Annotated in this window: 27 protein-coding genes; 7 read left to right on the forward strand and 20 right to left on the reverse strand. The window is 63.7% G+C overall.

What is annotated here, in order from left to right; translation table 11 throughout:
- Positions 1-7: 7 nt before the first annotated feature.
- From H7J89_RS08230 to H7J89_RS08255, 6 genes are all read right to left on the reverse strand, one after another.
- Positions 8-634 (reverse strand): fatty-acid--CoA ligase, encoded by a 627-nt coding sequence (locus tag H7J89_RS08230; protein ID WP_264041093.1) that lies wholly within the window; start codon positions 632-634, stop codon positions 8-10.
- 10 nt (positions 635-644) lie between these two features.
- On the reverse strand, positions 645-1,163 hold the full coding sequence (locus tag H7J89_RS08235; RefSeq protein WP_264041706.1) for an Rv1363c family protein: 519 nt from the start codon (positions 1,161-1,163) through the stop codon (positions 645-647).
- 152 nt (positions 1,164-1,315) lie between these two features.
- Positions 1,316-2,206, reverse strand: a complete 891-nt coding sequence (locus H7J89_RS08240) for an Rv1363c family protein (protein ID WP_264041101.1) — start codon at positions 2,204-2,206, stop codon at positions 1,316-1,318.
- A gap of 342 nt (positions 2,207-2,548) precedes the next feature.
- Positions 2,549-3,991: a FadD3 family acyl-CoA ligase gene (locus H7J89_RS08245; protein ID WP_264041110.1), complete on the reverse strand. Its 1,443-nt coding sequence runs from the start codon at positions 3,989-3,991 to the stop codon at positions 2,549-2,551.
- The gene (locus tag H7J89_RS08250; protein WP_264041119.1) at positions 3,988-5,178 is read right to left on the reverse strand and encodes an amidohydrolase family protein; all 1,191 of its coding nucleotides are present in this window, start codon (positions 5,176-5,178) and stop codon (positions 3,988-3,990) included. Before H7J89_RS08250 ends, H7J89_RS08245 begins: the two co-directional genes overlap by 4 nt.
- A gap of 90 nt (positions 5,179-5,268) precedes the next feature.
- Positions 5,269-5,892, reverse strand: coding sequence for a lipoprotein LpqH (locus H7J89_RS08255; RefSeq protein WP_372513739.1), 624 nt, complete (start codon positions 5,890-5,892; stop codon positions 5,269-5,271).
- Between H7J89_RS08255 and H7J89_RS08260 the strand changes: the two genes are divergently transcribed.
- Positions 5,807-6,553 (forward strand): enoyl-CoA hydratase/isomerase family protein, encoded by a 747-nt coding sequence (locus H7J89_RS08260; protein ID WP_264041127.1) that lies wholly within the window; start codon positions 5,807-5,809, stop codon positions 6,551-6,553. The genes H7J89_RS08255 and H7J89_RS08260 overlap by 86 nt on opposite strands.
- On the forward strand, positions 6,550-6,978 hold the full coding sequence (locus tag H7J89_RS08265) for an Rv2576c family protein (RefSeq protein ID WP_372513740.1): 429 nt from the start codon (positions 6,550-6,552) through the stop codon (positions 6,976-6,978). The genes H7J89_RS08260 and H7J89_RS08265 overlap by 4 nt, the downstream gene beginning before the upstream one ends.
- Here H7J89_RS08265 and H7J89_RS08270 read toward each other — a convergent pair.
- Positions 6,894-7,595, reverse strand: a complete 702-nt coding sequence (locus H7J89_RS08270) for a TetR/AcrR family transcriptional regulator (RefSeq protein ID WP_264041149.1) — start codon at positions 7,593-7,595, stop codon at positions 6,894-6,896. The two genes, H7J89_RS08265 and H7J89_RS08270, sit on opposite strands and share 85 nt — an antisense overlap.
- A gap of 204 nt (positions 7,596-7,799) precedes the next feature.
- Between H7J89_RS08270 and H7J89_RS08275 the strand changes: the two genes are divergently transcribed.
- Complete coding sequence (locus tag H7J89_RS08275) at positions 7,800-9,077, forward strand: cytochrome P450 (protein ID WP_264041150.1); 1,278 nt, start codon at positions 7,800-7,802, stop codon at positions 9,075-9,077.
- 20 nt (positions 9,078-9,097) lie between these two features.
- Here H7J89_RS08275 and H7J89_RS08280 read toward each other — a convergent pair whose 3' ends face one another.
- From H7J89_RS08280 to H7J89_RS08295, 4 genes are read right to left on the reverse strand one after another with little or no spacing between them, the layout of a single operon-like run.
- The gene (locus tag H7J89_RS08280; protein WP_264041729.1) at positions 9,098-9,379 is read right to left on the reverse strand and encodes a cytochrome C oxidase subunit IV family protein; all 282 of its coding nucleotides are present in this window, start codon (positions 9,377-9,379) and stop codon (positions 9,098-9,100) included.
- 7 nt (positions 9,380-9,386) lie between these two features.
- Positions 9,387-9,965 (reverse strand): cytochrome c oxidase subunit 3 family protein, encoded by a 579-nt coding sequence (locus H7J89_RS08285; RefSeq protein ID WP_264041151.1) that lies wholly within the window; start codon positions 9,963-9,965, stop codon positions 9,387-9,389.
- The gene (locus H7J89_RS08290; protein WP_264041152.1) at positions 9,965-10,789 is read right to left on the reverse strand and encodes a hypothetical protein; all 825 of its coding nucleotides are present in this window, start codon (positions 10,787-10,789) and stop codon (positions 9,965-9,967) included. Before H7J89_RS08290 ends, H7J89_RS08285 begins: the two co-directional genes overlap by 1 nt.
- Entirely contained in the window at positions 10,786-11,559 is a 774-nt protein-coding gene (locus tag H7J89_RS08295) for a hypothetical protein (RefSeq protein ID WP_264041160.1), read from the reverse strand. Before H7J89_RS08295 ends, H7J89_RS08290 begins: the two co-directional genes overlap by 4 nt.
- 106 nt (positions 11,560-11,665) lie before the next feature.
- Between H7J89_RS08295 and H7J89_RS08300 the strand changes: the two genes are divergently transcribed.
- On the forward strand, positions 11,666-12,268 hold the full coding sequence (locus H7J89_RS08300) for a TetR/AcrR family transcriptional regulator (protein WP_264041169.1): 603 nt from the start codon (positions 11,666-11,668) through the stop codon (positions 12,266-12,268).
- A gap of 22 nt (positions 12,269-12,290) precedes the next feature.
- On the opposite strand, the gene H7J89_RS08305 is transcribed toward H7J89_RS08300, so the two are convergent.
- A complete protein-coding gene (locus H7J89_RS08305) occupies positions 12,291-12,656 on the reverse strand; it encodes a hypothetical protein (RefSeq protein WP_264041738.1) in 366 nt (121 codons plus the stop codon).
- Between the two features lie 122 nt (positions 12,657-12,778).
- Here H7J89_RS08305 and H7J89_RS08310 point away from each other — a divergent pair, with 122 nt between their 5' ends.
- The 3 genes from H7J89_RS08310 to H7J89_RS08320 all read left to right on the forward strand — a co-directional run bounded on the left by H7J89_RS08310 (position 12,779) and on the right by H7J89_RS08320 (position 14,836).
- Positions 12,779-13,600, forward strand: coding sequence for an Rv1363c family protein (locus tag H7J89_RS08310; protein WP_264041178.1), 822 nt, complete (start codon positions 12,779-12,781; stop codon positions 13,598-13,600).
- Positions 13,597-14,184, forward strand: a complete 588-nt coding sequence (locus H7J89_RS08315) for a twin-arginine translocation pathway signal (protein ID WP_264041190.1) — start codon at positions 13,597-13,599, stop codon at positions 14,182-14,184. Before H7J89_RS08310 ends, H7J89_RS08315 begins: the two co-directional genes overlap by 4 nt.
- Before the next feature lie 133 nt (positions 14,185-14,317).
- Complete coding sequence (locus tag H7J89_RS08320; protein ID WP_264041745.1) at positions 14,318-14,836, forward strand: Rv2253/PknI dimerization domain-containing protein; 519 nt, start codon at positions 14,318-14,320, stop codon at positions 14,834-14,836.
- Between the two features lie 62 nt (positions 14,837-14,898).
- On the opposite strand, the gene H7J89_RS08325 is transcribed toward H7J89_RS08320, so the two are convergent.
- The 8 genes from H7J89_RS08325 to H7J89_RS08360 all read right to left on the reverse strand — a co-directional run bounded on the left by H7J89_RS08325 (position 14,899) and on the right by H7J89_RS08360 (position 24,334).
- A complete protein-coding gene (locus H7J89_RS08325) occupies positions 14,899-16,539 on the reverse strand; it encodes an MCE family protein (protein WP_264041195.1) in 1,641 nt (546 codons plus the stop codon).
- On the reverse strand, positions 16,539-17,900 hold the full coding sequence (locus H7J89_RS08330) for an MCE family protein (RefSeq protein ID WP_264041202.1): 1,362 nt from the start codon (positions 17,898-17,900) through the stop codon (positions 16,539-16,541). Before H7J89_RS08330 ends, H7J89_RS08325 begins: the two co-directional genes overlap by 1 nt.
- A complete protein-coding gene (locus tag H7J89_RS08335) occupies positions 17,897-19,303 on the reverse strand; it encodes an MCE family protein (RefSeq protein WP_264041212.1) in 1,407 nt (468 codons plus the stop codon). Before H7J89_RS08335 ends, H7J89_RS08330 begins: the two co-directional genes overlap by 4 nt.
- Positions 19,300-20,382: an MCE family protein gene (locus H7J89_RS08340; RefSeq protein ID WP_264041223.1), complete on the reverse strand. Its 1,083-nt coding sequence runs from the start codon at positions 20,380-20,382 to the stop codon at positions 19,300-19,302. Before H7J89_RS08340 ends, H7J89_RS08335 begins: the two co-directional genes overlap by 4 nt.
- Positions 20,379-21,431, reverse strand: a complete 1,053-nt coding sequence (locus H7J89_RS08345; protein ID WP_264041232.1) for an MCE family protein — start codon at positions 21,429-21,431, stop codon at positions 20,379-20,381. The genes H7J89_RS08340 and H7J89_RS08345 overlap by 4 nt, the downstream gene beginning before the upstream one ends.
- Positions 21,428-22,618, reverse strand: a complete 1,191-nt coding sequence (locus H7J89_RS08350) for an MCE family protein (RefSeq protein ID WP_308205111.1) — start codon at positions 22,616-22,618, stop codon at positions 21,428-21,430. Before H7J89_RS08350 ends, H7J89_RS08345 begins: the two co-directional genes overlap by 4 nt.
- Positions 22,619-22,716: 98 nt before the next feature.
- Positions 22,717-23,562 carry an MlaE family ABC transporter permease gene (locus tag H7J89_RS08355; RefSeq protein WP_264041754.1) on the reverse strand — a complete coding sequence of 282 codons (846 nt, stop codon included), beginning with the start codon at positions 23,560-23,562 and terminating at the stop codon, positions 22,717-22,719.
- Between the two features lie 22 nt (positions 23,563-23,584).
- Entirely contained in the window at positions 23,585-24,334 is a 750-nt protein-coding gene (locus H7J89_RS08360) for an MlaE family ABC transporter permease (protein ID WP_007168627.1), read from the reverse strand.
- Positions 24,335-24,766 lie beyond the last annotated feature (432 nt).

Consider the following 24,766-nt stretch of genomic DNA (forward strand, 5'->3'; position numbering starts at 1 on the left):
TCGCCGCTCAGTCCGCCTCGATGCGCATCATGTTGGTGAATTGGCCGACGAAAATCGGCGGATAGGGCCCCGCCCCGGCGCCGGACATCCACTCGGCCGCGGCGTCGGGATGCTCTATCCACCGCTGCGCGCTCTCCTCGTCGGGCAACTCCGACATGATCAGCACCTCGTGCTCATCGTCGAAGGCCTGGAAGATCCAGGTCTTGCGGATGCCGGCCGCGGCGAATCTGTCTGTGGCAGAGGCGACTTCGGCGGTGAGTGCCGACACGTCGTGAACGGAGGCGATGGTGGCCACCACGACGCCGGGCGCCCCCTGGCTCGCCGTGGGCGCCGGGTTGAACCTCTCGACGATCTCACCGGCGAAGACCGCGGGGATGTCGTCGATGCCCGCCGCGTCGAACCAGTCGAAGAAGACGCGGGAGCGCAGCAGTTCCACGATCGGCTCGCGGCTGTGCACCCCGATCATCACCAGCACGCGGCCGTAGTCGTGCGTCGAGGTGTAGACGAGGACGTGGTGGGCGCCGATGTCGGCCAGGGCCGCCTTCCGGCGCTCGAGCAGCGGCCACACCCGGCTGGGATCGGGTACGCGATAGTCCGACGCGATCACCATCGAATGAATGTCGCCTGTGGTCAACGCGACGGCCCTATATCGGGTTGAACGACGAAATCAGCCATTTGCCATCAGCTTTCGTCAGCGTGACCGACACGCTGCTGTTGGTGAAGGTCGGCTCCGGTCGATCCTTGCTCTGCGTACTCTGGTTGACGAACAACAGCACCACGGCGGAATTGGGATGCAGATCCGACACCGCGGCCCGAAGGACCACCGCGGTGGTCTTCACCGCCTTCTGCTTGGCGGCCGGGGCGACGATCTGCTGGGTGAATTGGTCGTAGTAGGAGAGGAAGTCACCGGTCAAATGTGACTTCGCGGAAGAGAAGTCGCGGTCGAGGGTGTCGGGCGAATACGACAACACCGCCACCGTCCCGTCACTGGCGGCGGAAATCGCCGACTTCGCGGCCGCCGCGTCGGTCGCGCGGTCCGGCCGGTAGGAGAACCAATACAGTCCGCCGAGCAAGGCGAGCGACGCGACCACGAGCAGCGCCAGCACCGCGAGGACGATTTTTCCCGACGATCGCTTCCTCGCCCGCGCGGCGAACCGCTTCAGGCGACCCGGTTCCTCGTCGTGGTCGACGGCATGGACGTCCTCGGCGGAGTCGGCGTCGCCGGGCTTTACGGCGTCAACCGTTTCCTCAACCTCTGCGACTTCTGGGGTCTCCTCGACTTCCGCGGTCTCTTGAGCCGATGTCTTATCTGCGGTCACGGCACGAACTCGACTTTCGACATCTTGAGCTGGCCACCGTCGCGGGCGACAGTCACGATCAGCCGGTAGTTGCGCGGATCCTGCTTGGCGCCAGCCGCATTCGTGACCTCGGAGGTGGAGGCGACCAGCACCACCGCTGAATCCTTCGTCATCGTGTCCAGGTCCACGGCCGCGGCCTGCACGCTGCCCTGCGAGATCACCTTCGACTGCTCCACCACCTTGGTGAAATCGTCAGCCATCTTCACGAAGTCGTCCTTGAACGAACCGGTGGAGTTCTCGAGGATGCGCTGCACCCCCTGTTTGGCGTTGTTGAAGTCCAGCGACGTCAGGGTCACGACACCCTGCCGGGCCGCTGCGACGAATTCGGCCGCATGCTGACGCTGCTGTACAGCATCGCGATGCTCTTTGATCATGTAGCCGCTGCCCGCCAGCGCAGCGATGATGACCAGCACCGCCAGGCTGGCGGCGAGGGTCGACCACTTGGGACGACGAAAGCGGCCGGACAGGCGGTGCCGGCGGCGCGCGGGCTGGGCCGTGTCGGCGGACGCATCCGCTTCGGCCTCCCCGACCGACTCTTCGGCCCCGACGGTTTCCGCATCGTCCGCAGCCTCGGTGGCATCCACCTCCGCGTCGGACGGCGCGTCGGGCGCCTCGGTCGCCACGGACGCCGTCGCCTCCGGCTCGGCCTCAGCGGGAACCGCTGCGGCGGTTTCCTCTGCGGCTCGTTTCTTAGCTTCGGCGAGTTCGGCCTCGCGGCGCAACTTAAGGGCCCGGGCGCGGGCGCGCGCCGCGGTGGCGAGAGCTTCCGCTTCTTGGGCCTCGGCCTCGGCCTGTTCGGCCAGCGCTCGGATTTCGGCGGCAGTGCTCGGCGTTTCGTCCTCGTTCACCGGAACCGATTTTTCAGCGGCATTCTGGCGGGTGCCACCACTCACCGCTCACCAGCCCGAGAACGAGGCTGTTCCTCACTCAATGCCAAACTCCTCTACCGCTTGCCTCGTAGCAAGTTTTCTTGTGGCCGTCGCCGTTGGGCAACCCTACTCGGGCTACGCGTCAGCGCGCGAGCACCCGCGCGATATTGCTTCAGCCGCGACGGTCGTAACGACCAGGAGAACCACGTTATCACCTTCTCCTGAGCGGCCGGCCGATGCCGCCCTGCGACCGCCCAACAGATTCCTAACAAGCTGTGGAAACGCGATTCTCGTATCGGGCATACGACGGTGCCAGCAGGCCTAACGCAGCAGGTCCTTGACCACCTTGCCGGTGGCGTTGAGGGGCAGCACGTCCAGGAAGTCGACCGATCGCGGCACCTTGAAGCCGGCCATGCGTTCGCGGCACCAGGCGATCAACTCCTCGGCGGTGACAGCATCTTTGGCGACGACGAACGCCTTGCCCACCTGTCCGAGCCGCTCGTCGGGAACGCCGATGACCGCCGCCTGCGCCACGGCCGGGTGGTGCATCAAGAAGCCCTCGATCTCGGCGGGGTACGCGTTGAAGCCGCCGACAATGAACATGTCCTTCTTGCGCCCGACGATGCGCAGCCGGCCCGCGTCGTCCAGGTTGCCCAGGTCCCCGGTGTGCAGCCAGCCGTCGGCGTCGATCGCGTCGGCGGTGGCACCGGGGTCGTCGAGGTATCCCTGCATGACGCCGTAGCCGCGGACCAACACCTCTCCGTCGTCGGCGATGCGTACCTCGACGCCCTCGCAGGGCAGCCCGGCGGTGGTGGCCACGTCCTCGAATGAATCGCCGGGGCGGGACAGGGTCACGTTGCCGGCCTCGGTGAGGCCGTATCCGGTCATCAGCGTCTGGAACGGCAATTCGCTGTGTATGCGACGGACCAGTTCGACGGGGATGTCGGCGGCGCCGGTCACGCCCGCCCGCAACGTCGACAGCTTGGCTTTGTCGTGGACGGTCAGCAACGAGTGGTAAAGCGTCGGCGGGCCGGGCAGCATCGTGATGGCTTCGCGGTCAATGAGGTCCACCACCGCGTCGACGTCGAACACTGCGACCGGCAGCATCGTCGCGCCGCGCAGGAAGGACGTGACGAGCCCTGCCTTCAGGCCGAACGTGTGAAAGTACGGGTTGATCTGCAGGTACCGGTCACCCTCGCGCAGATCCGCGAGCGTCGCCCATTCTTCGTACATGCGCAGTGTCTGTCGGTGATTCATCATCGCGCCCTTGGGGCGACCGGTCGTGCCCGAGGTGAAGATGATGTCGCAGATGTCGGTCCCGCTCACCGGCCGCTCGAACGGCGAACCGCTAGAAAGGAAGTCCGATTTCAGATCGATGACCGGCGTCCCGGCGGGCGCGGTGTAGTCCTGGCCCAGAAAGCCCTTCTGCACCAGGACGGCTTTGACGCCGCTGCGCGCGATGATGTCGCCGGCCTCTTCCGTCTTGAATCGGGTGTTGACCGGCACCAGCACCCCGCCGGCGGTGAGCAGGCCGAAGGCCGCGATGATCCACTCGACGGAATTCGGCGCCCAAACGGCGACCCGGTCACCCTTGCCGACGCCGAGGTCCGCGAATGCGCCCGCGGCACAACGAATTCGCTCGACGAGCTCGGTGAAAGTGAAGCGCAGCGGACCGTCGACGGCCGCTTCCGCGTCGCCGAAGCGGTCCGCCGCGCTCAAGACCATCTCGGGGATGGTCTGCCATGCCGCTCGGCTGGACGTCACACCGTGACGAGCCGACCGAGGTTGCCGCCCATGATCTTTGCCTGGTCGTCGGTGGACAGATGAGACAACGCGTTGACGTAGAAGGTCGGCTCCGCCAGTCCCTCGGGGTGCGGCCAGTCCGAGCCGTACAGCACCTGATCCACACCGACGAGGTTGATCAGGTCGTCGATGCCGTCCTCGAAGAACGGGCTCACGTGGATCCGGTTCTTGACCATCTCGACGGGGTCGCTCGGGAAGGCTTCCGGGGCCTTGCGGAAGACCTCGGCCAAACCGTCCAACAGCGGGGTCATCCACTTCGAGCCCGCCTCGACGATCGCGACCTTCAGCTTGGGGTGCCGGTAGAGCGCGCCGTGAATCACCCACGACCCCACCGCATCCTGGATCGGCCGCCACTCGTTGAGGATGCCCATCGCGTTGGTCTGGAACGGAAGCATCTCCTGCTCAGCACCGTCCCACTCCGAGGTGTAGCGCGAGTAGCCGCTGTCGGACGAGTGCATGCCGACCAGCAAGTCATGCTCGACGACCCGCTCCCAGAACGGGTCGAACTCGGGCACGGCGAACGACCGGGGACCGCGGAAGCCGGGAACCGGCGCCGGGCGGATCAGGATGCAACGCGCACCGCGCTTAACGGCCCACTCCAGCTCCTCGATCGCCTTCTCGACGATCGGCAGGGTGATGACCGGGGTGGTGAAGATGCGGTTCTGGTAATTGAAGCCCCAGACCTCGTCGAGCCACTCGTTCAGCGCATGGATCAGGACGTGGATGGCGATAGGGTCGTCGCGCAGCCGCTCCTCGAGCAGGCTGGCCAGCGTCGGGAACATCAGGGTGCGGTCCAGCCCCAGCTCGTTCATCTTCTCCAGGCGCGGGCCGGGCTCGAAGAACGCCGGGATCGCGCGCATCGGCTCGCCGAACAGTTCGCGCTTGCTCTTGCCCTCCGGGTTGCCGTACTTGAAGTACTCCTCCCAGGCGCCCGGCCGGGCGACGACCTCGAAGGTCGGATTGGGGATGTAGTTGCTGATGTGGCCGCGGATCGCGATCTTCGTCCGCCCGTTGATCTGGACGTACTGGACGTAGTCCTTGTACTCCTTGGGCAGGAATTTGGTCAGCGCCTCCGGCGGCTCGTAGAGATGGTTGTCGGCGTCAAAGATCGGAAACGGGACGTCCTCCCGGTGCGACAACTGGCCCATGAGATCCTCCTTCGCGATTTTTGAGAATTGTATTCTCTACGGGCGCCCGACCGCAACGCGCCCCTCCTTCGGAGGTTCTGGCCGGCAATCTCAGCAGGTTGCGACGATCTTGAACGTCGCGGTAGCGGGTTCGGTGGGTTGGTCGGACTTATAGCCGGTGGCGGTGCCGGTGATGGTAAACCTGTCGCCGCTCAGGTTCGTGACCGCGCCGTTCCCGTCATGCGCGGAGTACATGCCGGTGAAGCCCCGCAGATTTTGAATGTGCACCGACTCGGCGGTTAGTGGCTGGGCTCGTTGATCGATGACAACCTTGGCTCCGGCGAAATCGCCGCCGATATCGATGGTCCGGTACCATTCCAACTGGCTGCACTTGATTACACGGAAGTTCGTGTCGTAGCCGTTGACGGTCACCGACGCCGTGCTAGAGATCGCGCTTTGCGGCTTGAGGCTACAGGCGTCAAGGCCCCCGACGACAAGCGCCGCGGCGGCTACCACCACGATTCGGTTATGCACCCTGGCACCTCGATCTCGGTGACAAACTTCTGGACCTGCTGCGACGATGTTATTCTCCCCGAAAGAGAATGCCAATATCGGTGATCCGCAGTCTTTTTCACTGGAGCGATGACGCATGGTGGACCTAGAGATCGATGGCGGGCTCGCGGTGCTCACCATCGACCGCCCGCACGCGCGCAACGCAATCGCGCCGGACACCATGCAGCAGCTGGAGAAGGCGATCGACGCCGCGGCGGGCGCGCGGGCCCTGGTGATCAAGGGAGCGGGCGACCGGGCCTTCGTATCCGGCGGCGACCTCAAGGAGCTAAGCACGCTGCGTACCGAAGAGGATGTCGCGGCGATGGCCAAGCGAATGCGCGCAATCTGCGAACAGCTTGCCAGCTTCCCTGCCCCAGTGATCGCCGCGTTGAACGGCCACGCATTTGGCGGCGGCGCCGAATTCGCCGTCGCCGCAGACATCCGGCTGGCAGCCGACGACATCAAGATCGCCTTCAATCAGGTGGAGCTGGAGATCATGCCAGCCTGGGGCGGTGCGGAGCGGCTGGCCGAGCTGGTCGGAAAGAGCCGGGCGCTGTTGCTGGCCGGCACCGGATCCATTCTCACCGCAAATGAGGCCGAGCGGGTCGGCCTGGTAGATCTGGTTTTTCCTCGCGCCTCTTTCGACGACGGCTGGCGATCGGTCGCTACGTCGCTGGCCCGCCACCCGGCGCCTGAGATAAAACGGGTAATCAACGGCGTTTCCGCTGATGAAGCGATAGCATCCTTTGCACGGCTGTGGGTTGCCGACGCCCACTGGCAGGCCGCAGAGCGGGTGATGAACCGCACCGCCAGTCCGCGCCCGGCAGCCGAAGGAGCGACATGACCAGCACCGCGAAGAAACTGTTGGGCGTTGGCGCGGCGATCTTGATGGCGCTGACCGGCCTGCCGGTGAACACCGGCCGGGCACAGGCCGACCCGGTCTGGCACCAAGTCGTCTATATAGTCACGGCCACGAGCCCGGCCTACGTCGACATCTTCTACCAGGACCAGGACCCGACGGTCTTCTCCGATTACAGCCACAACCCGTACAGCTTTACCCCGCAGGTGCACGCCGACATCGGCCCCGCTAAGGCGTGGTCTCAGCCGGTGCAGCTGTTAAATCCCGACCAGTGGGCGATGGTCACCGCCACCACCGGTCGTGAACCCTTGGCGCAGGGCGGCATTCAATGCGACCTGTCGGTCGACGGCAAGGTCGTGGTCTCCAAGATCGGACCCAAGGGCGCGCTCTGTTCGCTGCGCACCTGGTGAACCACCCAGGTGGGCGGTACCCCAGCCACGGGCTGCGGTTCGCCTTCCAGCCGGCGCAGGTAGGTCTCGACCAACTCCAGGGTTTCAGCGTGCCCGCCGGATATGCCCACCGCCTGCTCGAGGACCAGGAACCGCGACAGGCTGGTCATCAAGACCGTCCACACCACCGGCGGCACGTCCTCGCTCTCGGCGCCGTAATGCCGCAGCGCGGCGGCCACCACCCGGCGTTGCTCCTCGCGGAAGCGTTCCGCGTAGTACGCGATCTCGGCGCGCATCTCCTTGCGATGGTTGGCCAAGGCCATGAACTCCATCGAGATTCGGGTGAAGCCGGGATCGGTGCCGAATCTCCACAAGGCCCACAGCGGTTGGGGGCTTTGCAGCGTCCGCGCCTGCGCCTGCAGCCCCTCTTCGGCGCGGCGGCGGAACACCTCGAGGAAGAGCTCGTCCATGGTGCGGAAGTAGTAGTGCACCAGTTGGGGTTTCAGCCCGGCCCGGCTGGCGAGCCGACGCGAGGTGACGGAGGCATAGCCCTCCTCGAGCATCAGCTGCTCGGCCGCGTCGAGCAGGAGGCCGCGATTCTTCGCGTCCGGCGCCCCGATCCTGCGGGCCGATGTCATCAGTTCACTCCATACTCTCGCCAAGCCCGTACCGACCACACGGATCGTATCGTGACACGCTCCGGTGACCTTGACCCCGACATTACCGCCATGCTAAGCAAGTGCTCAGCACTTCATGGATAATGGACATCTGACTGGGGCGGCGCAGAGTCTCGCCGCTGAATCAGCATTCGGCCAACGCCGGCTCTTGGAGGCACGCACGACATGACCAGCTTCGACACGATCGACTTCTTCACCGATCAATCGCTAGTGCCCGATCCGCACCCCTACTTCGACTACCTGCGCAGCCAGAACCCGGTGTTGCGGCTGCCGCACCATGGGGTCGTCGCCGTCACCGGCTACGACGAGGCGACCGAAATCTATAAGGATCCCGACACGTTCTCGAACATCGTCTGCCTCGGGGGCCCGTTTCCCCCGCTGCCATTCGAGCCCGAGGGCGACGACATCAGCCCGCAGATCGACGCCCACCGCAGCTACTTCCCGATGAACGAGCACATGGTGACCATGGATCCGCCGGAACACACCAAGGCCCGATCGGTGCTGGCCAAGCTGCTCACCCCGAGCCGGCTCAAGCAGAACGAGGAGTTCATGTGGCGCCTCGCCGACCGCCAGCTCGACGAGTTTCTGGTCAACGGCGAGTGCGAGTTCATCAGCGAGTACTCAAAGCCGTTCGCCACCTTGGTGATTGCCGACCTGCTCGGCGTCCCCGAGGAGGACCACAAGGAGTTCCGCGTGGTGTTGGGCGCCGACCGCCCCGACACACGCGTGGGCGCCCTCGACCATGAGAGCGTCGGCATCAACCCGCTGGAATGGCTCGACGACAAGTTCTGCTCCTACGTCGAGGACAGGCGGCGGGAGCCGCGCAACGACGTGCTGACCTCCCTCGCGACGGCGAAATACCCGGACGCGTCCACACCCGACGTCATCGACGTGGTCCGTTCCGCAACCTTCCTTTTCGCCGCCGGGCAGGAAACGACAGCCAAGCTGCTCAGCGCCGCGCTCCAGGTGATGGGCGACCGGCCCGACATCCAGCAACAGCTGCGCGACGACCGCAGCCTCATTCCCGGGTTCATCGAGGAATCACTTCGGATGGACAGCCCGGTCAAAAGCGACTCCCGGCTGGCCCGCAGGGCCACCACGGTTGGCGGCGTCGACATCCCCGCCGGCACCGTCGTCATGGTGTTGCCCGGCGCGGCCAACCGCGATCCACGCCGGTTCGACAACCCGCACGAGTTCGACCTCCGCCGCAAGAACGTCCGCGAGCACATGGCGTTCGCGCGCGGCGTGCACTCGTGCCCGGGCGGACCGCTGGCCCGGGTGGAGGGTCGCGTCTCCATCGAACGCATCCTGGACCGAATGGGCGACATCAAGATCAACGAGGTCAAACACGGGCCGGCCGGCGACCGGCGGTACACCTACGAGCCGACGTACATCCTGCGCGGCCTCAGCGAACTCCACCTCACGTTCACACCGAACGACTAACTAAGCGGCGGAGCGCTGCCCTACCGGATCGTCATTCCCGCGAAGTAGCAGGCCAACAGACCCACGGCGATCAGAATCACCCACGCGTCCGTCAGGCGGCACAGCAAGACGGGCGCCTGCCTGACTTCCATGAACTCGCGAAAGATGATGCGCACCTTGATGACTGCGATCACGATGACGCTCGACGTGACCACCGCGCTCGGCCCGGACGACCCATCCACCGAGTGATCGATCACCAGGTAGCCCAGGGTGAGCGACGCCAGCACCAGCCACACCACCAACAGCCGTTTGTTGAACGCGATCACCTTCTCACCTCACCACGTACAGCAGCGCGAAGATGAGCACCCAGAGGAAGTCGACGGTGTGCCAATAGGTGGCGCATGTCTCGACCAGCTCCTGGGATCGCCGGGCCGGGCTTCGAAGTTGGTAGACGATGACACCGAGCACCACGAAGCCGATCAGCAGGTGCACGAAATGGATTCCGGTCAGGAAGAAGTAGTAGGTGAAGAAGTCGTTGCTGTCCAGGCCGTTTCCCATGCGAACCAACCGGGCCCACTCGAACATCTTGAAACAGAGGAACACCGCGGCGAACGCGGCTGCGAGGAAGACGTCGCGCACTGCCGCGCGGTAGGCGCCGGCCCTAGCCGACTGAACACACCGCGCCACCGACCAGGAGCTCAGCAACAGAACCAACGTGTTGAAGACCCCGATACGCAGGTCGAGCTGCGCCTGAGAGTGCAGGAAAAGCTCCGGGCTTCGGCTGCGGTAGAACAGGTAGAAGCCGAAATACCCTGTGAAGACCAGCGTTTCGAATAGGACGAAGACCCACATGTCTGGCTGGCCCGGAACGAACCTGGCGCGTGCCCTCTTCTCGGCTACCCCGGTCATCACGCGGCCACCGTTTTCCGGGAAACCTCCCGCTTGAACTCCGGGAGAGGGCCGGTACCAAAGTCCTCGCGCCGGATCATGCGAAACAACATGACGATGAAAGTGACTTGATAGACACCGAACACGACCATGTCCAGCCACCAGGCGATCTGACCGTTCCACGCCAACACGCCACGCCGGAAGATCCAGCACGGTGCCACGACGACCTCGGTGAGCGCGTTGCACAGGTTGAGATAGCCGAACCACTTGGGGAAGACCCGATTCTTGTCGAGCAAGATCGCGACCATCCAGATCAACGAGCCGATCAGGAAAACCCCCATGGTCCCGTCGAAAGACAAGAAGGCGAAGTCGTACAGCCAACCGATCGCTTCGGGGTCTCGGTCTTCCCGCAGCGTCCCGACGATCAGCGCGATGCAGAGCAAGTACAGGCCGGGAATCGCACTGAGCGAGTAGATAATCAGATACGAGTACGCGAACGCGCGGCTGACCGACATCCGTCGCATCGAATACGCGATGAGGGCGTTGTTGATCGCGGTCATGCCGCCGATGGCGAAGATGATGCCAAAGCCGACAGGTATCCCGAGGTGGCGTTCGTGGAACCAGTGGACCTGCGTCGCAAGGTCCCACGTCGGCTGCGGCGGGGGCTGGACTTGGGCCACGATGAAGAACACCGGGAAAAAGAGGTTGTAGAAGACAACCATGGTCCACCAAGACAACCACAGCTCGCGCTTGGGGTTGTGCCGGCAGTGCCAGGCGATCCGGTGATGCAGCGGCCCCGCGGGCGGCGTGGCCGGAGATGCGGGCGGTGTCATCACCGCGCTCATGCGATGACCGGTTCCTCTTGGCGGTACTCGGCGCGCTCCCGATATACGGTCTGCCCCAGAACAACGCCCATCACGACGATCCAGATGGCAATCGCAATGTTCTTCACCCAGAACGACAAGAGGCCGTCCCACGCCAACGGGCCCGTCAATGCCACGCCGACGAAGGCCGCGGGCACCAGCGCGGCCGCCACGAGAAGGTTGAAGTGGGCTACCCAGCGTTTGAAGACAGGACGCGGCTGATCATCCAAATAGATTGCCAAGGCAAGAATCACGCTTTGCCCGATCAGGAACGGAACGAGAATCGTGAAAGTTATCCAGGCGAAGTCGTTGAGCAACTGGGTCAGCTCGGGGCTGCGTTCAGTACGGAAGGCGGCGAGCAGCCAGCAGACGTTGGCGATAAGGAAAAGAGTGGGACCGCCAGCCACGCAGCCCAGCATCGCGTAGGAGAAGATCGGCGTCCGATGCGCCATCCTGCGGATCTGCAGCACGATCAGCGCCAGAATCGGGACGAGGCACACGCCGAACCAGTTGAACACGATCATGCTGTACCGGATCTCCGGCAGGTGGGCGGGATCGCGGTAGAACGCGGCAACCTGCTCGGCCGGCATCGTCGGCGACATCGGTGGTGTGAAGCCCGGGAACAGAAAGAAGCTGCCGACCCAGATAATCACCATCGCGGGCAATGTCCACAGCAGGATCAGCTCACCATCAATGCGCCGCAACGCGTTTCGCGGAACGTCCCGAGTTTGGTTGGCGCCGATGTCGGTCATCGGTGACTCCTTCCAGCGCGCCAGGTCGTCCGGCTGCGCTCGGCTAGTCAGGAAAACTAGCCGATCGGCTATCCGCGGTCAATAGCCGATCGGCTACGCTTCCGGTGTGGTACCGCCGCAGACCAAAAGCCGGTTTCGGTTCATCACGCGCAGTCCCGCGCAGACGCGCATCCTCGACGCCGCGCTACAGCTCATCGCCGAGCACGGCGTGGGTGGGACCTCGCTGCAGATGATCGCCGATGCCATCGCGGTCACCAAGGCCGCTGTCTACCACCAGTTCAAGACCAAGGAGCAAATCGTTATCGCGCTCACGGAGCGCGAGCTCGGGGGTCTCGAAGAGGCGCTGGAGGCCGCGGAGGCGGATGACCACCCGAGCAGGGCGCGGGAAGTGCTGCTCGACCGGGTCATCGACGTCGCCGTCGAGCGCCGCGGAGCCGCAAGCACGTTGCAGTTCGATCCCGTGATCGTCCGGTTGCTGGCCGAGCACGAACCTTTCCAGCACTTCATCCAGCGGCTCTACGGCGTGCTGCTCGACAACGCCGCCGAGGACGCGCGAGTCTCGGCGGCAATGCTGTCGGGCGCCATCGCAGTTGGTGTCCTACATCCCTTGGTCGCCGACATCAGCGACGACAACCTGCGTTCTCAGCTTAGGCGTACTACTCGCCGACTCGTCGAGATGGGGTCGGACAGTACGCCGCGAAGGCGCTGACGAGGAATTTAGAAACCACTTTCTAGGTGTCGCCGCGCACCCAGCGTGAGTGACCGTCCTGCACTAAGCAAGTCAGGAACAGACCGTCAGGCGCCTGGGCGACGTAATATTCCGGCCACTGGGCGCAGTCGGAATTTTCCTCTTTGACTCCAGCCATTGGCGGAGACCGAAACCACCTGGGCTCAAACCGTCGCGGTGAACCGCAGAACATCAGTCGTCCGGGCTGGGTGGCGAAAGAGACGTTGTAGTCGGCGGTCCCGAAAACGTAGTAGGTGGTGTTGTCGCAGTTGGCGCCCAAGACCATGTGCGGGGTGATGCCGGGCGTACAGTCTGGGTAGTCGCAAGCAGACGGACCCGCGCCTGCCTGTGGCGCTGTCAACGAACTCATCCCGAGCAACGCGGCCAGTGCTACCGCGAGGAATCGCACTGCATTACTCTCCCACAATTGAGAGTAAATCTCTCGCGTTCTGAGAAGATGGGTTTTCGGCTGAGCCCGCTGTGGGAGGTGACATGCCATCGCGTGAGCGTATGCCCGAGGCGTTTGATGCCGATGGGTGCGATGGCTCTTCGTCTGCGTGCGGCGAAGCCACGAGTTCCGGACCGCCGATTTCGGTCGCGCAAGCAGAGGAAGCTGCCGTCCTGGCTGAAGCGCGGGCACACCAGGCCCGCGCCCGCGCCAGACGGCTGAGCGAAAAAGCCGGTGTCCTGACCGGGAATGAGGAAGTAGTCCACGTAGCGGACGGCGGAGACATCGAGGATGCGGCGGTCGATGAAAGCCTCAGCGAGGAACGGTCCGCAGCGGCAGGCTTGTATCGGTCCCGGTTGCTTGGGCGGCGTTGGTTGCGCCGCCCGGGGCGGATGACGCTGGCTTTGAGTGCGGCGGTCATACTCATTTGCACTGCGCTGGGAGCGAGCGGTTATGTGGTGCAGTATCATCGCACCACCGCCGCTCAGCGGCAGCGCGCCGCAGAGTTCGCGGCTGCAGCGCGGCAGGATGTCGTATTCCTGATGTCGATCGACGCAGGCAAGGCCCGGGACGATGTGCAGCGCATCATCGACGATTCCACGGGCCCTCTCAAGACCGGGTTGCTGCTCGAGGCAGACGAGCTCGTCAAAGCGGTCGAGCAGTCCAAGGTCAGCACAAAGGTGGACGTGAAAGCCGTGGCTGTCGAATCGATGACCGATGACTCGGCGACTGTCCTGGTCGCGGCGAAAGCTGAGGTGGTCAATCCCGACAAGAGCAAACCGTCACCGCGGTCGTGGCGAGTGATTGCGACCATCCAGCGCGACGGCGATCGATTCAAACTCTCGAGAGCCGACCTCTTGCCGTGACAGTCGACCGTTCAAAGATCCACGACGAAGCAATGCGGTCCGATGCGTTGCCGGCACGTCGCCGCCTGACCAGCTCATTCGGACACTGGGTTCGGCGCTGCCTGAGCAGGTGGCGTTCAATTGTGTTGATGCTCTTACTGATTTCGACAATCGGGTCCGCCGCAGGCTTGTTCTACTTTCAGTACCGCCCGGACCGGCAAACCGACAAAGCGGCTGCGCACGAGGCGATCAGGGCAGCTTCGGAGGGTGCGGTTGCGCTCCTGTCGTATTCGCCCGACAACCTGACCCGCGATTTCGAAAACGCAAAGTGGCGGCTCACCGAGAATTATCGGTCCTACTACAACCAGTTCACCGCAAAAATCGTGGCGCCGGCGGCACAGCGGGGCCAAATCGCGACGACTGCCCGCGTAATCCGAGCCGCCGTGTCGGAACTCCATGGGAATTCGGCCGTTGTGCTGATGTTCATCGAACAACGAACATCAAGCAAAGAAAAGCCCGAGCCGCTGAAAACGACCAACAGCGTTCGGGTAATGCTGTTGAAGGTTGAAGGTCACTGGCTCATTGACAAATTCGATAGCTTATGAAATCCGCTTCTGGTCCAATCTCTCGAAGCGTCGCATCACCGTCGGGACGGTGCTACTGTCTCACCTGAGATTTGGCTGCGGAGAACCGCACGATACGCACGGCCGAAAATTCAAGCGCGTCGAGGAGCAGATGATGCGTTCAATGGGCGCAACCGCAGGCGCGACACTCTTGACCGCCTTGCTGATGGGCGGTTCGGTTACCGTGCCATCGGCTGGGGCGTCCACCGAGGGAATTGCCATCAATGGCACCTACCGCGCCACGTCGGTCGGGCAGTGGGCCAAGACAAACCAAGCGTTTCACGACGAGCCGACCGTAACGTCCACCTGGACCATCACCTCGACGTGCACGGATGTTCAGGACTGCGAAGGCCAGGTGACGAGCGACCAGGGCTGGAGTGCACGCATATATATGCTCGACGGCGAAATGTGGTGGGTCAAACGCGAGCTGCCCAACTGGGAGACGTGCCCCGACGGCAGCTCCTACCCCGGACAGCAGACTTATTCGTTCTTTCCTGTGGACTCGAACGGCGGTTACGAACTTGGATCGCCAACGCTGGCCGGCAAGGATAAGACTATCGGGCCCAGCGGTGCCTGCCGCGTCAACAAGTGGCTCGTGGTCGAGATGCCGTTCCGGCTCGACAAGCTGACGTGACCAGTTTTTCCTAGCAACCATTGAGAGTATGCAGCAGCGCCGCCGTACAGTGCCGAGCGACCTCAAGTGGGAAGCATATCCTGCCACTTTTTTGGCGTCGGCGACTTGACGAGGTCCGACTGCCGGTATAGCTGGCCGTCGGGACTTACGTATCGACCGGTACGCGGATCGTATTGGGCGACGGCCACCGGTGGACGAGATCCAGACGCGTTGCCGCCGAAGGCGCTGGGAGCCGCCTGCGGGCGCGCGCTTCCGGGCCCTGGCGGGGGCGGCGACGCACCATCCGGCACGTCGGCCGGCGCGATGGGAGGAACCCCGGCCGGCACTGCCGGTGGCGGTGCTGGCGCTCCCGGCGGCGTTGGTGGTGTTCCGCGTGGCCCAAGCGATCCCGGGGGCAGCGGTGTTCCCTCCACCGGTCCGAAGATTCGGTCGCGGGACCAATTGACCCGGTCATCGGGCGGGATGCCCTGCGAGATCAGGCTCGGGTCCAGCGGGTAGGTGCCGAAAGCATGCTGCCGCAGAGCCAGCGGTTCGTAGGGCTTGTCGCTGTCGCAGATCTCTACGGTCGGCGCCCGCTTACCCGGATGTTCTATGCACGGGTAGTTGCGCGCGCCGCGAACGGCGATCGGTGAATCCTGGGGCAGCTTGCAGTACAGCCCGTCCGGGGTGTCGGCGATCGTGAGGTCGGCCGGAGAACGCCATTCGCTGGGCGGCAGGAACCCGACCGTGCATCCCGGCGGATCACTGATGACCACGCCAAAATCGCCTTTGGCGTACCCAATCGGGCTCTTCGGGGCGGTGGAGACTTCGATTGCGGCAACGAACGGCGGCAGCAAGACCAGTACTTGTTCGAGTGAAGCGTGATAGGTCACCAGGATCTGGCCGACGGTGGTGAGGTTGGCAAGCAGCACCGGCAGCGTCGGTTTGACCTGGTCGAGCAGTCGGGACGCCTCGTTGACGGCCCCGGGTCCGGTTTCCAGCAGGCTCCGCACCTGTGGGTCGTTGGTCACCACCTGCCCGGTAAATCCGGCCAAGCTGCGCGCCCACAGCCGGATGGCGTCAGTGGTCTGCGCCTGCGAGTCCAGAAGGGGAACGGTGTCGTCGGTCAGGGTTCGCGCGCGATCGGCGACGGCATTGAGGTCACCGGACAACCGGGCCGACGAGTCCACCAGAGATTGGAAGTCGTAGCCGGCCCCGTTAAATGCCTTGAACGACTCGTCGAGCAATGCCCCGAGCTTGCCTCTGGGGATGCTGTTGACCAATGCGCTGGTCTTATCGAGCACCGGGCCGATCGGCTGCGGAATTGTGGCGTCGCCCGCGGCGATGACCGAACCGTCGTGCAAGTAGGGGGGTGAATCGGTCCGTGGTCGCAGGTCTACGTAATACTCACCCACCGCGGAAATGCTGCGCACCTCCGCCCGGAGATCGGCCGGGATCTTCGACGACGAGTCGAGGGAAAGCGTCGCTTTTGCTCCGCGCGGGGTCAATGTCACCGCGGTGACCTTGCCGAGCTGCACCCCTCGGTAGGTGACGTTGCTGAACCGGTAAAGGCCGCCACCAGCGGGCAGATCCAGCGTGACGGTCATTCGCCCTATACCCAACAGCATTGGCGCCTGCAGGTACGCGAAGACCATCACGAGGATGCCAACAACCCCCACGATGGTGAAGATCGCCAGCTGAACGCGGACGAAACGGGTCAGCATCAGCCACTCCCATCCATGGGCGGCGGAGCGGGAGCAGGTCCCGCCTCACCCGCGGCCGGCGGCCCGGGCGCTGGTGCCGGTGGTCCCGGCGGCGCACCAGGTCCTGGCGGCAGCGGAGGCACCGGCCTCTGCGGGATCGGCGGCGGCAGCGGCGCGCCGGGCGGCGGTAATGGAAACTGCACGCCGTACGACGGCTGGGGCCCAGCGGTGGGCGTTAGCGGAGAACCGGCCGGCGGCGGCACAGGCCCGGGCGCTCCCGGATGAAGCGGATCGGGCGTGTATTGGTACTGCAGATAATACGGGTCCCCGGGGGCCGGTACTTCCTCTGCACCCAACCGTCCCCAGTGGGTGCCCAGCAACAAACTCTTGCGGAGCTTGTAGTTCGTGAAGTCGAGAACAACGAACAAGTTGATGAAGTCGCCCCGGACGGCGCGGTCGACGAAGTTCTGCGTGAACGGGAAGATCGTCGCGTACCCGATGGCCGCGTCCAGATCCGGCCCGACGTCGGCGAGTGCGCCGATCGTCGGCTCGAGATTCTGCAGGTTCTTCACCAGGTCGGCTCCCGCGTCGTTGACCAGGCGGGCGGCAGTGTCGCTGAATACGCGCAGCTTGTCGAGTGCGGTCACGATGCGCGGCCTCTCGCTGATCAGCACGTCGAGTGCGGGCGGAATTTTGCGCAGCGCCTGCGTGATGACGTCGCGTTGTCCGGCAAACGTTCCGCCCAGTCGGTTCAATGCCTCTAACGACGCGACGAGGTCGTCGCGCTGCTGGTCGAAGGTGCGAACGAACTTGTCGAGTCGTACCAGTAGGTCACGAACGGCGCCTCCCCGCCCCGACAGGGCGGCGTTGAAGTTGTGGATGATGTCGCTGATCTGGCCCAGGCCGCCGGAATTGATGACGACGGACAGCGATGAGAGCGTCTGCTCCGTCGACGGATACGTCGACGCGCGGTTCAGCGGGATGATCGCGCCCGGTTGTAACCGTCCGCGACCCGGCTCGCCGGGCGGCGGATTGAGTTCCATATGCATGGAACCCAGCAGGCTGGTCTGGCCGACGCTCGCCACGACGTTCGCGGGCACCACGACATCGGGGTTGACCGAGATCTCGACGTCGGCATGCCAGCCCTGCACCGTCATCCTGCTGATGCTGCCGACGATGACATCGTCGATCATTACCGGCGAATTCGATTCCAGCGTGCCGACATTCGCGATCTCGACATGGTAGGTATGGGCACCCGGGCCGCGTCCGACGGCGCCCGGCAGCGGCAGCGAATTCAGGCCGTTGAACGCGCACCCGGTCACGGCCAGCATGACGGCCGAACAGAGCGCGAACAGCCGCCGCGTCGGTCCCCGCCCGGTCATGGTTGCGCCCCTTCCGCCGGAAGGAGGCCGGGCACGGGGGGCGACGGCGGCGTCGGCTCCGCCGGTGTCGTTGGCGCTGGCGGCTCGGGCATTGCCGCTCCGGGGATCCGGGCCGGCGGGGGTGGAGGTGGAGGCGCCTCAGGGGTATCGCCGGGCAGACCCGTATAGGCTGATACCGCCGGTGGCAGCTCGGGCGGACCGGGCTTCGGGCCAGCGCCGCCGGGGGCCAGACGCGCCTCGGTGTACACGACGTTCTGCGGGTCCGCCGACGCCGCCAGGATTGGGTTGGTCGGAATCGGCAGGTAGTTGAAGTTGAACAACAGCAACGGGTTGGCCACCCGCATCCCGGGGCCGAGGAATAGTCCGCACAGCTTGCCCGATTCGGATGCGGTGACGTTCCCGATAGCTTCGATTGACGAGCAGTAAAGGTTTATGGGATTGGCCAAATTCGAGAACGTAAACCCGCCTCGGATGGTTCCCGTGTCGGGTTCGTAGTCGTTGTAGGCGTTCGCGAGAGCGTTCGGGGCGACGTGCAGCAAGTTTTTCAACGCCATTTTGTTATCCACCAGAATCTGGGTGAGGTCGGCCAACCGCGCAATCTGCTCGGAGGTCTGGTCACGGGTTTTCCCGATGAACCGCTGTACCTCGGGAAGCGCCGCCGACAGATTCGTCAACGCCGCGTCCAAATCGGATCTGCTGTCGTCGAGCACGCTGCTCAGCGTGGCCAGCCGGTTGTTGAACTGCACGAGTTGTTGGTTGCTGTCGCGGAGCGCGGTGACGAAGGTCTGCAGGTTCTTGATGATGTCGGTGACGTTGCCGCTGTGGTCGGCCAGGATCCGCCCCAAGCCGGAGAGTTGAGCCAGCGTCTGTCGCAGCTTGTCGCCGTTGCCGCCCAGCGCGTTGGCGGCACTATCGATGAAGCGCCCAACCGAGCTGCTCGACACCTGGCTGTTCGGTCCCAAATCGGTTGCCAGCCGCATCAATTGGTCCTTCACCTCGTCCCACTCGACCGGTACCGCGGTCCGTTCCACGGGAATTATGGCGCCGTCGCGCATGGTGGCGCCGCTGGACCGGTAGGCCGGGGTGAGCTGAACGTAGCGGGCAGCGACCAAATTCTGAGCGACGATCACGGCTTTGGCGTCCGCGGGAATAGGCACGCCGTGGTCGACGTGCATGATCATCTTGGCCCGGGTACCTTCCGGATGGATGGCGGAGATGCTGCCCACCTTGATGCCGGAGACCCGCACGTCGTCACCCGGATAAATCGCGGTGGCAGTGGTGAAGTATGCGGTAATCGTCTTCGCACGGAAGAATGTATTGCGAATTGCCACTCCGGCGCCGATGACGATAAGCGCCGCCAACAAGACAGTCAGCCCGAACTTGAGCCTGTTGCGCGAGATCATCGCGAGCCTCCCGGGATGCCGTTATACGGCCACGGGAACAGTGCGCGCGGCCCGGCGGTGTCCGGTGGATACCCCGGTGTGCCGTACGCTTTGAATCCCCAAAAATAGTCGAAGAATGGCTGGAAGAGCTCGAACACCAGCAAATTGGGTACGAACGCGGTGTAATAGAACCCCTCCGACACGGTTTCGGCCTGCGTGAGCTGATACTTCGCTAGGCCCGGCAACGCTTTGGAGAGGTTATCGCGGTTTTTCTCCAACATCGCGGTCACCGCATTGAGCTTCTGCAGCGTGGGCGCCAACTTCTCTTCGTTGTCGTGCACGACTCCCCTCAATTGCGTGGCCACCGCTGAAGTGTTGGCCAGCAGTTGGGCGATCTCCTGGCGTCGCGCCACCAGGACCTCGAGGAGATCGTTGGCGTCCAGGATGAGCGTGTTGAGCTGTTCGCTGCGTTGCGACAGGATGCCGGTGATGTCACCGGCTCCCTTGAGCAATTCCCCGAGTGCCTTATTGCGGCCGTTGAGAGCTTGAGATAGCCGGGTTACACCGTCGAACGCCGGTCCCAACTGCGGGGCGATCTGGTCGAGCGTGGCGGACAGGGTGTCAAGCGACTGATTCAACGTTGCGGTATCCGTTCCGGCGACGTTGGTGGCCAGGTCGCTGATCGCCTCACTCAACGAATACGGAGAGGAGGTGCGGGAAATCGGTATCACCTCTCGCGGATGCATCGTGCCGCTGCCGGTTGATTCGAGGGCGAGCAAGCGCTGACCCAGCAGCGAACCTGTTCTGATGTGTGCAGTGGTCTGCGAACCGAGCTGAACCGTCCCTTTGACGTTGAAGGTCACCAACGCGTCGCCTTGGTTCAGGGCCACTTTCGAAACAGACCCGACCTTCACCCCGGAAACAATCACGTCGTTACCGGCGACCAAACCGCCCGCCTCACTGAACAGCGCGTCATACCGGACCATGGTCGCCCGCTGTATCAATTGATCGGGATTTAATCCGACTGCGATGATCAGCACCACCAGGACGGCGCCGATGAACCCGGCGCGAATGAGGCCTGCTCCGCGATACTTATTCATCGGGTTGCGCGCACCTCCTCTTCAGTGGGCTCCGCGCACCTTCCCGCCTCTTGTTTGATGACAGGGACCACAACGGTCCGGTATTGGAGATCCGAGACACGCAAGCTTAATTCGCATATGTAGTAGGGGATCCAACCGCCGAATGCACCGAGCCGGTTCAGCTTCCGGTAGTTTGCGGGGGCCCGCCGTAACGCGGTGTCGATTCGGTCCTTGTCCTGATCTAGCAGCGGAGCCAACCGATTCAGCTGGTCCACCGTGCCGGCCAGCGGCCTCCGCGCGTTGGACAGCAGATCCGCCACCGAGGCCGTGCCTTTGTCTAGGGAGTCGATAGCGGCACCGATCGTGTTGCGGTCTTGCGACAACCCGCTGACCAGCCGCTGCAGACGATCAAGTGCACCGGAGAACTTGTCACCGTCGTTGGCCAGCGTGCCCACCACAGTGTTGAGGTTGTCGATCAACTGCTGAACCGTTTGGTTGTTGTCGGCCAAGGTATTTGAGAACGATGACGTCTCCGACAGCAGCGACTGCAGGGTGCCCCCTTCGCCCTGAAAGATTTGCACCAGCGCCGTCGTGAGTTCGTTGACGTCGTGCGGGTTGAGGCCCGTGATGACCGGTTTGAGTCCACCGAGCAGCAGATCGAGGTCGAGCGCCGGTGCGGTGCGATCTATCGGGATCTCGGCACCGGCCTGCAGAACCTTGGTGGAACCGGGACCGTCGACAAGTTCCAGGTAACGATCGCCCACCAGGTTGAGGTATCGGACCACGGCACGGGTTCCAGTGGTTAACACGACATTGCGATCGGTGTCGAATTTCACGAGGACTTTTTTGTCGGGGCGCAACGCGACGCTGTTCACCGTACCTACGCGGATTCCCGCGACACGCACTGTTTCCCCGGGCTTGAGACGCGAGGCATCGGTGAAGAGCGCCGAATACCCGTTCGTCGAACCGGTTCGGTATTGGCCAAAGATGAAGAACAAGAACACGGTCAGCAGAATCATCACGGCGGCGAAGGCCCCGAATTTGACGATCATCGCGCGTGACCCGGTCATCCCGGCTGCCCAATCTGCATCGAGTTGCGCGGCGGCCCGTCCAGGGGTCCATACAACAGCTGTTTTAGCGCGTCGGAGTTGAGCAGAAGCTGTTTATTCCCATACTGCCAGGGGTTGGCACCGATGTCAGCGACCACGAACGGTGGGGAGACGTCGACCGGCAGGATCGGGAGGTCGTGGCACTGCGGCCCGCCTGTCGCTGCCACCTTGGGCAGGTTGACCGGGTACCTGTAACGTTCGGCGCCGAACTCGAGACCAACATCCACGGTGGCACCAGGGTCGGGCGCCGCCGGCCCATGCAAGTTTGAGGCCATCCCAGCCAGGCCGCACCACAGGGCTTGGTGATATTCGTTGAGTAGATCGGTGGTACGCACCGCAAGGTGTAAGACATCGGTCAACGCCTGCCGGTTCCCACCCACTACCTCATTGCCGATATCGGCCAGTCCGATTGTGCTGATCAGAAGTGCATCCAAGTTTCGTCGCTCGTCAACGATCGTCTGACTGATCCGGGTCGCATTCTGGACCGTCCTGACTAAATCGGGCGCCGCGTCGGCATAGGCGTTGGCCACCTTAGGTAAAACCTCGAGATCGTGGCGCAACGCCGGGAGGCTCGGATCCTGGGTAGCCAGAAACGCATCCAGGTCGGACAACATCTGCCCGATTTTCTGGCCGCGACCGTTGACCGCCGATGCGATCGCGCCCAGCGTCTCGTTGAGTTTGGCGGGATCGATCTTGGACAATACCGATGTCAGCTCCTCGAAAACCGAGTTGATTTCCACCGTCACATGTTCGGCCTCAAGTACCTGACCGGAGCGCAGAGGTCGCGGAGAGGGTTCGGCGGGCGGTACGAGCTCGACGAATTTGGCGCCGAACACCGTCGCAGATGCGATGTCTACGAGTACATTCGCCGGAATCAAATGCATTTGCGACGGTTGCATTGCGAGGTGAAGTACGGCTTGACCATTAGGCCGCACATCGATCGAAGCGACCTTTCCCACCTCTACTCCGCGCATCTTTACCTTCGCGTCCGGGTTCATCACCAAGCCGGCCCGCGGCGACACCACAGTCACCGGCACGGTTTTGGTGAAGTCGCCTTGAAAAAGGCCTATCGCGATGGCAACGATCAGGCCGACCAAGACGATGGTGGCCAAACCCGCCAAGGGGCGCGCATAAGCTCTCGCCCCGATGTCGCGACCGGGCGGCGCCGCAACCGATCTCGCGCTGCTGCTGGTTTCAGAGCGGTGAGTAGGGCCGGGCCCGGGACGCTCCGTCAAGTCACATCCTCCTACCCGGACAAGTGGAAGTTGCCGTTGGAGCCGTATATAGACAGCGACACCAGCAGTGTTACTGATACGACCACGATCAGCGACGTCCGTACCGCGTTACCGGTCGCGACGCCGACTCCGGCTGGACCGCCCGAAGCAAAATAACCGAAGTACGTGTGGATCAGCAAGATTGTGATCGCCATCAGGACGGCCTGCAGGAACGACCACAACAAGTCGATCGGGTTGAGGAACGTCGTGAAGTAATGCTGGTACAGGCCGCTTGATTGGCCGAAGAGGACGACGGTCGTGAATTGGCTGGCGAGGAAGGACAGGATGACGGCGATGGAATACAGCGGCGTGATCGCCATCATCCCGGCCGCGATCCTAGTGCTGACCAGATACGAAACCGGCCGGATCGCCATGGATTCCAACGCGTCGATTTCTTCGTTGATCCGCATCGCGCCGAGCTGCGCGGTCACACCGGCGCCGAAGGTCGCCGCCAGACCGATTCCGGCGACGATTGGCGCTGCGATTCGAACGTTGATGAAGGCCGCTAGGAACCCGGTCAGCGCCTCGATGCCGATATTGCCCAGCGAGCTGTAACCCTGTACTGCCAGCGTGCCGCCCGCCGCCAGCGTCAAAAAGCCGACGATCACCAGCGTGCCGCCGATCATGGCCAAAGTTCCCGCGCCCATGCTGATTTCGGCGATAAGGCGGATGACCTCTCGCCGGTAGTGGCGCACCGCGAAAGGGACCCCGGCAAGCGCCTTGCCGTAGAAGAGGGTGTGGTCGCCGATGCGGCCGAGAGTGCCGACCGGCTTTTCGATTTGCCGCGTCAGGCGCGGATAAGCGGCTCGCAACGTCATCACGGCGTGCGTCTCCACCTCCTCAGTGACCCTTGGCTGACATTCGGATGCCGATCGCGGTGACGACCACGTTCACGACGAACAACGACATGAACGCGTACACGACCGTCTCATTGACAGCGTTGCCGACGGCCTTGGCGCCGCCGCCCGTGATCGTCAGCCCGCGATAGCACGCGACCAAGCCGGCGATCAGGCCGAAAAGCGCTGCCTTGACGCAAGAAATGATCACCTCGGGAACACCGGTTAGCAGGGTGATGCCAGCGGCGAACGCCCCCGGGTTGACGTCTTGAACGAACACCGAAAAAACGTAGCCGCCCACAATCCCGATGATGACGACCAGGCTGTTGAGCAGCAGGGCAACCAGCCCAGCCGCGAGCATACGAGGCGTCACCAGTCGTTGCACCGGGTTGATTCCCAGCACCTCCATCGCATCGATCTCTTCCCGGATCGTTCGCGACCCCAAGTCGGCACACATCGCCGTGGAACCCGCCCCCGCCACAATCAACACCGTCACCAGTGGACCGACTTGGGTGACCGCACCAAAGGCGGCGCCGGCGCCGGACAGATCCGCGGCACCCAGTTCCCGCAACAGAATGTTGAGGGTGAAGCTGACCAACACGGTGAACGGAATGGCAACCAGTAGCGTCGGTGCGATCGCAACGCGCGCAACAAACCACGACTGCTCCAAGAACTCGCGCCATTGAAAGGGTCGGCGAAAGACGAATTTGATCGCGTCGGCCGACATCGCAAATAGGCCGCCGACCGCCTCCATCGGTTTGGAGCCGCGTCCCAACGAGATGCCCCCCGTCCATCGCTCCGGGCCGGCTCGCCTAATCGCCATCGATCTCAGCTCCTTCCAGCATTTTTCAGACCGGCAGTCTCATTCTTCAATCTTTTCCGTTGCGCCGGCTGCTGGAAGGTCGGTCGATCCGACCGCCACGAACTCACGCTTTCGATCGCGAAATGCGTAGCGGACAGCCACATTCCGGCCTCTACCTCTGGCGTGACAACCGCTACGATGCTCACGCCCCACCTCCGTCCTGTCGCGTGAGTTGGACCTTCGAAGCGAGGGGCCCCACGTCTCGAAGCGTCCGGCGATTATGACTCATGCCGCGTCCCGGTGGAACCGAAAACTCGAAACCGTTATCCGGCAGCCCATCGGAGGACAAGCGGCGCGCGGCTCAGACATTTCACACAGCTCCGT

Origin of the sequence: Mycobacterium paraffinicum (assembly GCF_025822865.1) — a bacterium.
Lineage (GTDB): Bacteria > Actinomycetota > Actinomycetes > Mycobacteriales > Mycobacteriaceae > Mycobacterium > Mycobacterium paraffinicum.